This window comes from Providencia sp. LY12 (assembly GCF_057621555.1).
This window is the reverse complement of record NZ_CM172594.1, coordinates 2,960,154-2,973,547: the sequence shown is the minus strand read 5'-3', so window position 1 is coordinate 2,973,547 and position 13,394 is coordinate 2,960,154. Positions and strand designations below refer to the sequence as shown.

At 39.3% G+C, this 13,394-nt stretch carries 17 protein-coding genes and 1 pseudogene; 17 read left to right on the top strand and 1 reads right to left on the bottom strand.

Annotation, left to right across the window (positions count from 1 at the left end; genetic code table 11):
* Nucleotides 1-3: 3 nt before the first annotated feature.
* The 15 genes and pseudogenes from ACY3ZI_RS14260 (at nt 4) to ACY3ZI_RS14190 (ending at nt 9,479) form a co-directional block, all read left to right on the top strand.
* A complete protein-coding gene (locus ACY3ZI_RS14260; protein ID WP_154638257.1) occupies nt 4-780 on the top strand; it encodes a hypothetical protein in 777 nt (258 codons plus the stop codon).
* A gap of 13 nt (nt 781-793) precedes the next feature.
* Nucleotides 794-1,759: a major capsid protein gene (locus ACY3ZI_RS14255; RefSeq protein WP_272533312.1), complete on the top strand. Its 966-nt coding sequence runs from the start codon at nt 794-796 to the stop codon at nt 1,757-1,759.
* Between the two features lie 83 nt (nt 1,760-1,842).
* Nucleotides 1,843-2,325: a DnaT-like ssDNA-binding protein gene (locus ACY3ZI_RS14250; RefSeq protein ID WP_036952447.1), complete on the top strand. Its 483-nt coding sequence runs from the start codon at nt 1,843-1,845 to the stop codon at nt 2,323-2,325.
* A gap of 2 nt (nt 2,326-2,327) precedes the next feature.
* Nucleotides 2,328-2,678 carry a hypothetical protein gene (locus ACY3ZI_RS14245; RefSeq protein ID WP_272533314.1) on the top strand — a complete coding sequence of 117 codons (351 nt, stop codon included), beginning with the start codon at nt 2,328-2,330 and terminating at the stop codon, nt 2,676-2,678.
* A 1-nt stretch (nt 2,679) separates the two neighbouring features.
* Nucleotides 2,680-3,258 (top strand): hypothetical protein, encoded by a 579-nt coding sequence (locus tag ACY3ZI_RS14240; RefSeq protein WP_036952441.1) that lies wholly within the window; start codon nt 2,680-2,682, stop codon nt 3,256-3,258.
* Complete coding sequence (locus ACY3ZI_RS14235; RefSeq protein ID WP_036952438.1) at nt 3,259-3,660, top strand: phage tail terminator-like protein; 402 nt, start codon at nt 3,259-3,261, stop codon at nt 3,658-3,660.
* A 48-nt stretch (nt 3,661-3,708) separates the two neighbouring features.
* Entirely contained in the window at nt 3,709-4,362 is a 654-nt protein-coding gene (locus ACY3ZI_RS14230; RefSeq protein WP_036952436.1) for a phage tail tube protein, read from the top strand.
* 34 nt (nt 4,363-4,396) lie between these two features.
* The gene (locus tag ACY3ZI_RS14225) at nt 4,397-4,699 is read left to right on the top strand and encodes a phage tail assembly chaperone (RefSeq protein WP_036952433.1); all 303 of its coding nucleotides are present in this window, start codon (nt 4,397-4,399) and stop codon (nt 4,697-4,699) included.
* 17 nt (nt 4,700-4,716) lie between these two features.
* On the top strand, nt 4,717-4,998 hold the full coding sequence (locus ACY3ZI_RS14220) for a DUF1799 domain-containing protein (protein ID WP_117162450.1): 282 nt from the start codon (nt 4,717-4,719) through the stop codon (nt 4,996-4,998).
* Nucleotides 4,999-5,445: 447 nt separating this feature from the next.
* The gene (gene umuD / locus ACY3ZI_RS14215; protein ID WP_349487918.1) at nt 5,446-5,859 is read left to right on the top strand and encodes a translesion error-prone DNA polymerase V autoproteolytic subunit; all 414 of its coding nucleotides are present in this window, start codon (nt 5,446-5,448) and stop codon (nt 5,857-5,859) included.
* Nucleotides 5,859-7,121 carry a translesion error-prone DNA polymerase V subunit UmuC gene (gene umuC / locus ACY3ZI_RS14210; protein WP_323086574.1) on the top strand — a complete coding sequence of 421 codons (1,263 nt, stop codon included), beginning with the start codon at nt 5,859-5,861 and terminating at the stop codon, nt 7,119-7,121. Before umuD ends, umuC begins: the two co-directional genes overlap by 1 nt.
* 317 nt (nt 7,122-7,438) lie before the next feature.
* Nucleotides 7,439-7,963: a Dps family protein gene (locus ACY3ZI_RS14205; protein WP_006659243.1), complete on the top strand. Its 525-nt coding sequence runs from the start codon at nt 7,439-7,441 to the stop codon at nt 7,961-7,963.
* 79 nt (nt 7,964-8,042) lie between these two features.
* Nucleotides 8,043-8,225, top strand: a pseudogene (locus ACY3ZI_RS14200) (hypothetical protein); the annotation flags it as partial.
* Nucleotides 8,226-8,349: 124 nt separating this feature from the next.
* Nucleotides 8,350-8,814, top strand: a complete 465-nt coding sequence (locus ACY3ZI_RS14195; RefSeq protein WP_487375393.1) for a hypothetical protein — start codon at nt 8,350-8,352, stop codon at nt 8,812-8,814.
* 269 nt (nt 8,815-9,083) lie between these two features.
* Nucleotides 9,084-9,479 carry a hypothetical protein gene (locus tag ACY3ZI_RS14190; RefSeq protein ID WP_487375392.1) on the top strand — a complete coding sequence of 132 codons (396 nt, stop codon included), beginning with the start codon at nt 9,084-9,086 and terminating at the stop codon, nt 9,477-9,479.
* Between the two features lie 96 nt (nt 9,480-9,575).
* Here ACY3ZI_RS14190 and ivy read toward each other — a convergent pair whose 3' ends face one another.
* The gene (gene ivy / locus ACY3ZI_RS14185) at nt 9,576-10,022 is read right to left on the bottom strand and encodes an Ivy family C-type lysozyme inhibitor (RefSeq protein WP_036952423.1); all 447 of its coding nucleotides are present in this window, start codon (nt 10,020-10,022) and stop codon (nt 9,576-9,578) included.
* A 154-nt stretch (nt 10,023-10,176) separates the two neighbouring features.
* Here ivy and ACY3ZI_RS14180 point away from each other — a divergent pair, with 154 nt between their 5' ends.
* Both ACY3ZI_RS14180 and ACY3ZI_RS14175 read left to right on the top strand, forming a co-directional pair.
* The gene (locus ACY3ZI_RS14180) at nt 10,177-13,113 is read left to right on the top strand and encodes a phage tail tape measure protein (RefSeq protein ID WP_487375391.1); all 2,937 of its coding nucleotides are present in this window, start codon (nt 10,177-10,179) and stop codon (nt 13,111-13,113) included.
* Nucleotides 13,114-13,145: 32 nt separating this feature from the next.
* Nucleotides 13,146-13,358: a hypothetical protein gene (locus ACY3ZI_RS14175; RefSeq protein WP_036952419.1), complete on the top strand. Its 213-nt coding sequence runs from the start codon at nt 13,146-13,148 to the stop codon at nt 13,356-13,358.
* The last annotated feature ends 36 nt before the right edge of the window (nt 13,359-13,394 follow it).

Genomic DNA, 13,394 nt, shown 5'->3' with positions numbered 1-13,394 from the left:
AACATGTTATTTATGAATATCGAACGCAAATATTACTCACAGGCTGATGATGGCGCTGGTGGTGGAAGTGGTGGAACTGCATCAGTAATCACACCGGAAATTCAAGCCATTATCGATAAAGCAGTCGGTGAGCAAGTAGCTGGGTTGAAGGCTAAACGTGATGAGTTATTGGGTAAGCTCAAAGAGCAAAACGATAATCTCAAGCGTTTTGATGGTATTGATCCCGATGCTGTACGTGGAATTCTCAAGCGTTTTGAAAATGATGAAGAAGCCAAGTTAATCGCTGACGGCAAAATTGATGAGGTCATTAATAAACGTACTGAGCGCTTACGCAATGACGTTGATAAACAACTGAAAGAAGCCAATAGCCGAGTGGAAAGGGCTGAGGCTTTTGCTAATAAATTTCGCCAACGTGTATTGGGAGATGAAGTACGCTCTGCTGCTGGTAAAGCCGGCGCATTAGCTAGCGCACAAGAAGACTTAATTTTACGTGCCAAAGGCATTTTTCAAATCAACGATGAAGGTCAGGCCGTAGCCGTTGATGATGATGGTAATCCAATTATGGGGAAAGATGGTCGAACACCGTTATCACCTGTTGAATGGGTCGAATCATTAAAAGAAAGCGCGCCTCATTTGTTCCCTGCTGCTTCAGGGACGGATGCAGGAAAACATAAACAAGGTGGTGCACACCTTAAACGCTCTCAAATGTCTGCGAGTGAGAAAGCTGATTATATTCGCCGATATGGACGTGACACATTTTTAAAACTACCTAAAGAGTAAAGGAAGATAAGTAATGGCTACGACGACTAATAGCGATTTAGTAATTTACAACGACTTGGCGCAAACAGCGTTTTTAGAGCGTCGCCAAGATAATTTAGCAGTATTTAATCAGGCATCGAATGGTGCCATTGTGCTTGATAACATTTTTATTGAAGGTGATTTCCGTAAACGTGCTTTCTATCAAATTGGTGGATCGATTGAGCATCGTGATGTTGATTCAACAGGAACAGTAGAGAGTAAAAAAATTGGTGCGGGCGAATCTGTTGATGTGAAAGCTCCATGGAAATATGGTCCATATGCAACAACGGAAGAGGCATTTAAACGTCGAGGACGAGATGTATCTGAATTTTCTGAGCTAGTTGGTATTGATGCTGCTGATGCATCTCTAGAAGGTTACATTAAATATTCCTTAGCCGCATTGGGGGCAGCTATCGGCAGTAATGCTGATATGGTCGTGACAGCAGACATTGCTACAGATGGGAAAAAAACACTCACCAAGGGGCTGCGTCGATATGGGGACAAGTTTAACCGTGTAAATCTCTTCGTCATGCACTCTACTACGTATTTCGATATTGTTGACCAAGCGATTGATAACAAAGTATACGAAGAGGCTGGTGTGGTTATCTATGGTGGGCAGCCGGGAACGTTAGGTAAACCCGTATTGGTAACAGACAGTGCGCCAGTTGATGCTATTTTTGGTCTTGTTCCTGGAGCTGTGACTATCATCGAGTCACAAGAACCAACCTTCCGCTCATTTGAGATCAATGATAAGGAAAACTTAGAAATTGGGTATCGTGGTGAAGGCGTTGTTAACGTCGGTGTGCTTGGGTATAGCTGGGATGAATCAAAAGGTAAAAACCCAGATCTAACCAAGTTAGGTACTGCGGGTAACTGGAAAAAACATTTTACGAGCAACAAACTGACAGCAGGTGTGATGATTAAATTAACTGCTCAGGGCAAAAATGCAGTAAAGCAATAGAGCCAGAAGTAGCTAAAAGGAAAAAAACTACTGATGGCAAGTGAAGATAGGGGCGTAATGCCCCTTTTTATTTTGAGGTGGTCATGATTGATGCCGATAAAAACTCACCTACGTTTAATAGTTATGCTGGCATTGAAGATTTAAAAGCATATGCGAAAGTCAGGAATTTAACCCTATCAGACAGTAAATCACTCGAATCATTACTCATCGTTGCTATGGACTTCTTAGAATCCCAAAAATGGCAGGGTAAGCGTTCAGACAGTACGCAACCTTTATCTTTTCCTCGCACTGGATTGTTTCGTGATGGGGTTGAAATTGCTAGTGATGCGATTCCTCATCAGGTTATACAGGCTCAGTGTCGCCTTGCACTTGAAGCACAAGAGAATGAATTGCAGCCAACATTAGGTGCAGAAATAATTTCTGAACGTATTGAGGGAGCAATTGATTTGAAGTATGCAGAAGGCACCAATACTGGTGCACCTAATTTCGCTTGGCTGAAAGGTTTGCTATGCGGCTTGATGGATAGCTCAGAAGGCTTGGCGATTAACACATTTGCAGTGAGGTAGTGATGAATATTTATCAACGAGGTTATCACACAGCATTGCGAATACTGAAAAAATATGGCGCTTCATATCAAGTGAAACGTGCTGGCAAGCACTGGGTTGATGATAATGGTGTTGAGCATCATGAGCCTGAGTCTCTATTTTCAATTATTGGTGTAAAGGTTTTGTACAAACCATATGAAATTGATGGAACTCTAATTCTCTCTACGGATATTAAAATGGTTCTTTCTCCAGAGATTGATATTCGAAAAGGGGATTCTGTTCTTGTTGATGGTATATGGCTACGTGTGCATGAGCCTAACCCGGTTAAACCTGCTGATGTTGTTATTTGCTACAAACCTCAATTGAGGGCTTGATATGACTGATTCATTCATGAAGTCCGTTAATCTATTTGTAGAAAAATCTCAATCAAATATGGAGGCGGTGGTAAAAAAAACAGGTGTTAGGATTTTGGCTCAACTTGTTCAAATGTCTCCGGTGGGTAATCCCGACTTATGGAAAGTTAACCAAACGGCTGTAGGTTATAACCAAGCGGTATTTGAGCACAATGAAGCATTGAGAAAAGACCCTAATAATTTGACACTGAAAAATCGTCAATTAAAAAAACGCGCTCGAGTTAATGACTCTATGGATATCAAAGCACCCCCAGGTTATACGGGGGGACGATTCCGTGGAAATTGGCAAGTCACTTTTGATGTACCTGCTGATGGTGAAACTGGGCGAGTTGATAAATCAGGCAATATGACTAAGGCGGTTGGTAACTATATGCTTGAGCAGTTCAAAGTGGGTATGAATGCTATCTATTTTACTAACAATGTTCCTTATGCCTACAGGTTGGAAATGGGACATTCAAAACAAGCTCCTAATGGCATGATTGCAATTACCGCTGAAAACGTGAGTAAGTTCTTTAGAGACGCTATCGCAGAGATGAAGTAAATGAAACAATCTGAAATCAATCAGTCTATTCGTGCGCTGGTGGCAAAAATTGCTAAGCAAGAAGGGGTAAAGGTGGCTTGGTCAAATATTGAGTTTGATGATATTAGCACTCCATATTTGCAATTACATATAATGCCAGCCATAACTGAAAATCTAGGTCTAGCGTTAGACATGCCAGTTCAAAAAGGTGTTATTCAACTTAATGTTGTTGAAAAGATTGGTAATGGTGATTCGGCGGTTATTAGCTTGGTTGATGCCGTCAAAGAGCAGCTCGAAAATGGTCTAACACTCACGGAGTCACTGTATCTAGACGGTGAACCAAATCAGCTACCGCCACTTACCAGTGATATCAACTACATCATTCCAATACGTACATCCTATCGATGTCATCCAATCCGATAAACGACCGCCTAAATGGCGGTTTTTTTATGCATAAAAATGAGGTTAATAATGGCTTATAACATTCCTAATGGCTCGCGCGTTTATGTGGCGAGTAAATACGGAAAAGATGTTGAGTTTACGGCGGCAAGTAATGCCTCTGAAGCTGTACTTACTGTCACAGCGTCAAGTGGCATTAAAGCCGGAGATGTTGTTCTCGTTACATCTGGGTGGAAACAAATGTCCGGTGTCTTTCGTGTGAAATCAGCAGAAAACACAAGTATCACGCTTGACGGTGTTGATACGACAGATACCGAACGTTTTCCGATTGGCGGCGGCAAAGGAACACTAAAGTCAGTTCAAGAATGGGAGGTTATGCCCCAAGTCATGACCTTATCAACAGAAGGTGGTGAGCAGCAAACGCAAGAAATTCAATTCTTAGAAGATGAGCAAGCAGAAACGGTTGATACCTATAAATCGGGTATCGTGCAGGTTTATACATTTGCTCATGATGCGAAATTACCTATTCGAGGGTTATTAATGTCCTTGGATGATACAAAGCAGTTAACAGCGATTCGTTTTTATAATAAACGGGCTGGTGAAGACCGTTACTACTCAGCCAGTGTGTCATTCCAGCGTGTTCCTAATACTGCAATTAACGAGGTTGAAAACGTATCTGCACGTTTCTCTCTTAAATCAGATATGCAAATTTACACTACCGCATAATAACAGCCCCTTTCGGGGCTTTTAAGGAAACCTAATGGCGAAATTCACTCTGAATCCCAATCCAATATTTAAGGCTGATGTAAAAATCCGTGTGGCTGGCAAAAGCGAGCCGGAGGTTGTGACATTTACGTTCAATCATTTACCAATGAGTAAATTGGAAGAGTTGAAAAATGAGTCAGTAAACAAATTCTTTACTCAAATTATTGCTGATTGGGCAATTGAAGAGCCTTATAACGAAGATAATTTGAAGTTGTTATTTGACAACTATCCATCAGCCGCAGGGGCTATTACAACAACGTATTACAATGAATTGTTAGGTAATCGTGAAAAAAACTAATATCGGTCGCTGAAGCAATGTATGGGGGAATGACAAAGCAAGAGGCTAAAAATTTTGAGCGAGCTTTTGGCTTTCCTCCTGATCTTGATGATGTTGAAGTTGTTCCTGATGTATGGGAGTCATATCTGGTATTTTCTGCGATGAGTACACAGTGGAGAGTTGGTATGAATGGTGCTACGGGACTTGACTATAGCGTGATTCCCAATGTTTTAGATCTACTTAACATCAAAAGCAAAGCGACCATATTTGATGACTTAAGGGTTATGGAGCTAAAGGCTCTTGAGTTGATAAACAAGTAGTCAGGGGCTGTAATGCCTCCAGTATTAACTTTAAATTAATAGAGCCGGTTAAAGTCATTGTCGTCTCTATCGAGAAAGCAATCAGTACGTTTAGATTGATTTTCTATACGATTGCATTTTCTAGATATTTTGGCACTTTTATCATGAGCAGCTCTGACTTCAGCTTTTTCTGCTGGAGTTAATTCTGAATAACTTCTCCCTTGACATCCAACCATTAGAATTGATGTTAGTAACAATAATGTATATTTCATATTTTCGGCAATGCAGTTAATAGTTATAAGCCATAAGTTTACTTTATAAAAAGTAAATGAAGGAAGAATAACGACACTGTAGGTCTGATTTTCTAGGAGGGGATTGCATATTTCTAGTCTTTTGATACTTGAAAATGATCTTTACAACTAAAATGCTTACAATATACTGTATATAAATACAGTAATTTGGTGCATTATGAAGCTAGAGCCTATCGATTCCGAATCAATTCTCAATATTCCATTATTCTTAGATAGAGTGGCTGCGGGGTTTCCATCTCCTGCGGCTGACTACATGGAGGAAAGAATAAACCTTAACAGCACATTGATTAAGCACCCAGATAGTACGTATATGTTGCGTGTAGAAGGTAATTCTATGATTGACGCTAACATTAACGATGGTGATGTTGTGATTGTCGATAGCGCATTGGTAGCAAAAAATGGGGATATTGTTATCGCCAGTGTTGATGGTGAGTTTACTGTTAAGAGATTAAAGTCTTATCCACCGATGTTGATGCCAATGAATCCTGATTTTCAACCAATACATATTGGTGATGCGCAGGATTTACAGATATTTGGCGTTGTCACATTCATTATTCATAAGGCTCAGTAATGTTTGCCTTAGTTGATGTAAATTCGTTTTATGCGAGCTGTGAGAAAGTTTTCAGGCCTGACTTAGCAGGAAAGCCAGTAATTGTTCTGAGTAATAATGATGGCTGTGTAATTGCTCGTTCCGCCGAAGCAAAAAAACTCGGTGTAAAAATGGGAGAGCTTTACTATGAGAGAAGAAACTATTACCTGCAAAATCATATTAACATTTTTAGCTCGAACTATGCGTTATACGCTGATATGAGCAACAGAGTGATGTCTCTACTATCAATGTATGCTCCGCGTTTGGAAGTGTATTCAATAGATGAGGCATTTCTTGATTTCACTGGCTTGGTTCATACCTTTAATTTAGAAGATTATGGGCGAGAAATTCAATCAACGATATTGCAGCGAACTCATTTGCCAGTAGGTGTTGGTATCGGTCCGACTAAAACGCTGGCTAAAATTGCTAATCATGCAGCTAAAATATGGAAGAAAACGGGAGGAGTGGTCGAGCTATCTGATAGAAGTCGGCAAAGAAAATTACTGTCGCTGATTTCGATTGAAGAAGTGTGGGGAATAGGGCGAAGGATTTCAGCCAAGTTAAGAGCGATGGGTGTTTATACCGCTTTAGACTTGGCAAATGCACCTGTGTCTACAATACGTAAAACGTTTGGTGTGACGCTAGAAAGAACTCTCCGAGAGCTTAATGGCGAATCGTGCATTGAGCTTGAAGAAGTCAGGAAGGTTAAGCAGCAAATACTATGCTCTCGCTCGTTCGGTAAGAAAGTTTTAGATATCGAAACCATGCGCAAGGCTATTTGTGACTATGCAGAACGGGCAGCAGAGAAGCTACGCGAAGAAAAGCAGCGATGTCGAATTATTGGCCTGTTTATTCAAACCAGCAGCCATGCATCAGGTGAAGATTATGCTAACAGTGCCAGCATTAAGCTTGAATACCCTAGCAGCGATACGCGAGACATCATTAATGCTGTTATGCGTGGTTTAGATTCTATATGGCGAGATGGTTACCGCTACTATAAAGCCGGGATAATGTTATCTGACTTCACAGATTCAGATGTTACTCAGTTTGATATGTTTTCTACTCAAAAACCATTTAAGAATGGCGATGAACTTATGAAAACATTAGACACAATAAATAATAGTGGCTTAGGTAAAGTCTGGTTTGCCGTGAAAGGGGGGGATAGTGGATATCAGATGAAGCGCGAAATGTTATCACCGGCGTACACGACAAATTTTAATGAACTGCCTGTAGCTAAAATCTAGCATATCAAGGATTGCAAGACTTTAAATTCAGTAAGCTAGCTTTAAAGTCTGAAGGTCGAATTTAATTAGGTAGGTACATAAAGATTAATATTTAATTTTGTTTTTTTAGTTAATTTATTTAATGTATTGAAATTTGATGTAGATCAACGAATGATGTCATTAAGTACATAATTAAAATAATCAGCACATATTGAAAAGCAATGTTGGCTAAATAGTTTCATAACCAGTTAAGAGATATATAGAAAGAACATTAGTGTAATAATTTGTTTCAACATCTTTAATATCAAAACAGATGTGACTATCTTTAGGAGTTAATTATGAGTAAAGCTAAAGAACTACAAATTCGCCCACTTAAAACGCCAACAGATTTATCTCCAAAAGCAACAAAAGATATCAGTGGAGCAATGAATGCAATCTTGGCTGATATTTTTGCTATTTATTTAAAAACTAAAAACTTCCATTGGCACATGAGTGGTCCACATTTCCGCGATTATCATTTATTGCTTGATGAACAAAGTGAGCAACTATACTCCATGACAGACCCTATAGCTGAAAGAGTTCGTAAAATAGGTGGTGTGACTATACGTTCTATAGGGCAAATATCAAAAATGCAAAGGATTAGCGATAACAATGCGGAATACGTAGAACCTTTAGATATGCTTGCTGAGCTTTGTGAAGATAATAAAATGTTGGCTTCAGAATTTCGAAAAGCACATGAAGTATGTGCAGAACATGGAGATTATTCCACTACAAGCCTAATAGAAAACTGGATTGATGAAACAGAACGCCGTGTCTGGTTTTTATTCGAGGCTTGTCGAGAAGCTAAAACGTCCGGTCATTAATGTAAAATTTATGTAGTTAAGCGAGTTTAATACTAGAGGGCTTCTAAATCAGAAGCCCTCTTTGTGATTAAGAATATGGTTAGAAATGTCAGCAAATAAAATTGGTCGTATTGCAAACAAGAACGGATTGAAAACTGACGAATTCGGTAGGTTCTTTTTGGACAAGTCAGTTTACTCATCAAAGCAGGTTGAAGCGTTCCGTTATAATGAGAACGGTATTAGCGCGTTACGCCATATTATTCACGGGAAGGAAGTTGCCTAACCTACACATAGCCCAAGGATGGGCTTGCATTCTAGATCACATAATTATTTTTAACTAAAGAGTTCGATTATGTGTAGTAAAGCTATTCAGGTATATTCAGGGGGCTAATTTATTAATGAGGTTAATGATGATTAAGTATATTTGCGCCCTATTTATTTTATTTTCTGGATATACCCTGTCTGCTAATAACGAGAATGACATGGGGTTATATCGAGATAATAACTATAATATTTTGGCTTTGGCGGGAAAGTATAACTGTGGAGTTTATTCCATACCTGATGACCTTAGTGATAGCAATAGATATAACGGAGTGCAAATCGGGACTGTTAAGTTGGAAGTAACTCCGCATGCAGATTATAACAATGCAATGATAAATATAACCTTTGATACAGGGGTAGTTATAACATCACCAAAGCTTGAGTTGCTTTCAACTGATGCTAAAGCTACTGTGTATTTTAGTGAAAATTCAGGGATTACATTTGCTTATATGATATACGACAGAATGGGTGTTAAAGTTATTTTGCACAATAGCAACAAAGGTCAAGAAATTAGTGTCGGTCTAGCTGATTGCAAGTACGAAAACAGTTGACTCCTCTATAGGTAATAGCTTTATTTAAAAAAACCATGAATAGATGAGAGTGACATCAAAAATTTGAAGGAATGGAACCCAATGAATACCAGAGATCTCTAGAGTCTCTAGAAGTCACACAAGAAGAGATTGCTAATATTCGTAATTTTTAATGTACATGTGCTCAATTATAAATAGTGTTAATAACCCACTCCGGTGGGTTTTTTATTGCCTGAACTCTGCATTGAGGGTACATTTCAATCATTTGATTTAACGAGTGGTAATTTGGCGTGCATGCTAAAATTTTGCGAGTTCTGTGTATTTTGCTGTTGATATTATTAGCTTTTGTTGTAGGGATCTCAGTTGGCATAAGTAAAAAACCGACAATTATTGACGGAGCTAAGCAAATTGTGATTGATTTTATGCACCAGCCACAAGCTGCTGATATGAGAAATGTTAATTTTTACCCTGCAGGTGTAAGTATGAGTCGCAAGGTTGTTGGTGACGTTTGCGGAGAAGTGTTTACATTTAAAGATGAATTACCTTATAAGTATAAGAGATTTATTGTTGTAGTCTCCTCTAGCAATGATGGTGAGCGCATGTTTTCAAGCCCATTATTTGATTTTGAAGGTGAATCTATATCTGAAGAAGATTTCCAGAAGATATGGTATGAGAAATGTAAATAATTGATGAAACCTGCTCCGGCAGGTTTTTTATTGGTTGAAGTTTGTGTAATTGAACTGGCATCCTTAACCGATACCAGTTCATTATGTTAGATTTAATTACTTATAATTGAAATCATTAGGGTGATTATCGAGGCTGCCCGTAAGTGCTGCAAATAAAACCGTTTTCCCATCGATTGATAAATCATCGGTGATATTAAACCAGAGTAAATCCTCAGTATTGTTCTTTTCATTATTTGAAGAGAATACACCAGCCATAACATTCTTTTCTTTAGAGTACATAATCGCAATTCGCTCTGCTGGGCAATTGTGAGGTTTGCACGCTGTTGCTACTTGGTATTCATTACCGTTTAAAGTCACAGTATTTGATGGGGATTCAGTACCACCAGTTAAGACCCATGATGGGAGGTCGTTATTTTTTACAACTTGAAGGAATGCTGTTTTAGTATTTGCATCACTAGCTAACTTACTAATAGTTAACTCGTTGCCAGCATGAGCATTGGCTGCGATGAAAAGGGTTGCGATGAGTGTCAATTTTCTAAGCATATTAATAATCCTTTGTGTGTTTAAAGGTTATCTGGTTAGTGACGAATGTTGGAAAACGAAATTCTAGAATAATATGGCATTAATTTAAATAAAAGTTACATAGAAGCTAATCTAACCACCGATGGGTGGTTTTTTTATATCTGGAGAAAGGTAAATGGCAGATATAGCAACCATCTCGCTTAAAGCTGATACGTCTGATTTAGAGCGTGGGACTCAAAAATTAAAGGAGTTTGGCAGCACAGCGGAAAAGGTAAATGGCTCAGCCCAAGACCTGAATGAGCAATTTAAACGCGGTGTAGATAATCAGAAAAAAGCAGCTCAAGCAGCTGAAAAACAGCGCAAAGAGCTTCATGAGTTACTTAATCAGCTGAACCCTACAAATAAAGCTTTTGAACGATTAGATGACTGGCAGACAAAGCTAGTAGCAGCAAGCAAAAAAGGGTTACTTCCCAAAGATCAATTCAAAGATTATACCAGCATATTAGACCAAACTAGAGACAAGCTGCAAAGAATGCATATGTCTCTGACTGCGGAAGGGCAAGCATTATTAGCTCAGGAAGCTGCAACGAATAAAGCAAAGCAAGCCGCAGATGAATTCTTACAATCTCTTAAAAATCAGACGGATTTTATAGGAAAAACCAAAACTGAAATTTTAGAATTGAAAGCAGCGCAAATGGGTATTTCTCAGCAGGCTGCGCCTATGATTTCCAAGCTGAAAGAGCAAGAGAAAGCATTTTTAAACGGTTCAATCACGATTGGTCAATATCGAAATGCTATGCGGCAATTACCCGCTCAAATGACGGATATTGTCACATCATTAGCATCAGGAATGCCTGTATGGATGGTGATGATACAGCAAGGTGGTCAGATAAAAGATTCCTTCGGTGGTCTAGGGAACTCATTGAAGGCGTTAGCATCACTAATTACCCCAGCAAGAGTTGCTATGTTTGGATTTGTTGGTGCCGCTTCTGCTGTCGCTCTTGCTGCATATCAAGGCTCTAAAGAGTTTAGTGAATATAACAAACAACTTATTCTTACTGGAGGGTATGCAGGAAAAACTGCGGCACAATTAGATGCTCTTGCTAGGAAAATCTCAGGAAATGGTATTACTCAGCATGGTATGGCTGGTGCTATATCAAAAGTCGTTGGCTCGGGAGAGTTTTCTGGTGATGTTGTTGAGATGGTTTCTCAAACAGCTGCGGCAATGGAAAAAGCTGTTGGTCAGTCAGTTGATAAAACAATTAAGCAATTTCAGCGTTTACAAGAGGAGCCGGTTAAAGCTGTTACTGAACTAGATAAATCCCTTCACTTTTTAACAGCTACTCAGTTAGAACAAATAATGACACTGCAAGAGCAGGGGAAGGAGCATGAGGCTGCAAAGATAGCGATGGAGTCTTATGCCAATGCAATGCAGGAGCGTAGTCAGCAAATTGAAAACAACTTAGGTTTTTTAGAGTCAGCTTGGAAAGGCGTTAAGGATATGGCAAGCGATGCATGGGATGCAATGCTTAATATAGGGCGAGAAAGAACGCTAGACCAAAAGATTAAAGAATATGAAGAGAAACTTCTTGAGTTTCAGTTAAATCCTGCAGCTAAAGGACTACATCATTATAAAACAGGCCAGACACCTGAAGATTTAAGGCGAGAACTGGATTTACTAAACGAAGAAAAATATCAGAGGGATATTGAGAATGCGAGAAATGAGGCGGCAAGAAAACAGGAAGAGGCTAAAAAGTCTCAGCTTTTAGCTGATGAAGCATTAAGGCGAGAATATGAGACAGCGGAGGAGAAACACCAACGAAAATTAAGTGAAATAAAAAATAAAGAGCATGCATCTCAGGCTATCAAGGATGAAGCAATTCGTCGTGAAAAAGAACGGTATGAGAAAGAAAAACTGAGAGGGCAAAAGAAACCTACAGCATATCGACCTGACTATGGAACTCGTGCGGATGAGTCAGCCAATGAAGCTCTCGTTTCTCTACAGGCTCAACTTAAAGTATTAAAAGAGCATAAAACTATTGCTGATGTGATTAGCTCAGAGCGTAAAAAGCTTTGGGATATGGAAGCCAAAATAGCTGTATTAGAAGAAGCAAAAGCGACACGTAAGCTTACCAATGATGAGCAATCGTTATTGGCTAAAAAAGAATATGTATTAGCTTCTCAACGCGCATTAGCAGTAGTTGGCGATGAAGTAGAGCGTCAAAAACAACATAATAGAGAGCTAGATAGGCAACTAAAACGAGTTGAAGAAATAAAAGCTAAGAGTCGAGCGCTGGATATGGGCATCGGTAAATCTGACCGTATGTACCAACGTGACATCGCACTTGAGCAAGCTAAATCACCAGCAGAGAAGCAGGCATTAGAGGATTATTACAGTAAAGAAGATTCGTTACGTACCAATTGGAAGGCGGGAGTTAAAAGGGGATTTGCAGAATTTCAAGACCAAGCCTCCAATGTTTATGGTAACGTATCTCAAATTAGCCAATCAGTATTTCAAGGTATGAGTAATAGCGTTGCCGATTTTGTTTTAAAAAGCAGAGCTAGCTTTAGTGACTTTACTCGCTCATTTTTAGAAATGACGACTAAAATGCTTATGCAAATGGCGATGCTGAATGCTATGAAAGCAGCTTTTGGTGGAACAGCCATAGGTGGCTTTCTTGGTTTTTCTGGCGGCGGATACACTGGGGATGGTGGCAAATATGAGCCTGCTGGGGTTGTTCACAAGGGTGAGTTTGTATTTGACAAAGAGAGTACGGCTAAATTAGGTAAAGCTAATCTATATCGGTTAATGGATGCAGGAAAGAGAGGTTATGCATCTGGTGGATATGTAGGTGGTTCTCAGCCAATGTCAGTGAGTCAGCCTCGAGTGCAAGTTTACGGCACTCATCCTGCTGGTGGGATTAACGTCAATCTTAATTTTGGTGGCATCAGCGTTGTAAGTGGTGCTCAACAGCAAGGTTCTATGCAGAATGTTGATATCCGAGCTGCGGAGCAATCCTTAAATAATAAGCTTAAGCGCTTCATGGCAATAGAGGGGCGTGAAGGTGGTGATTTGTACAAAATAATCAAAGCTGTTTCTGTTGGAAGATAAGAACAGTATTAAAAAATTAATGAGAGGTAGTAATGGAATTAAAACTTGGAACTGTAATCATTAACCCAGAAGATGAGCAAATCAGCATTCCTGTCGATGTTTATAAAGGTGATGAGTATAGTGTTGATTTCGTATTGGCAAATATAGTCTACCAAACAAACTTGAACTCTAGTAAACCGCTAGCCGAATACTTTGACGAAGCTAAAGATCACGCACGAAAAACTATCAAATTATTAAATCAGTAAAGATTATCTAGATTGATCCTCACATAGCCACCTTCG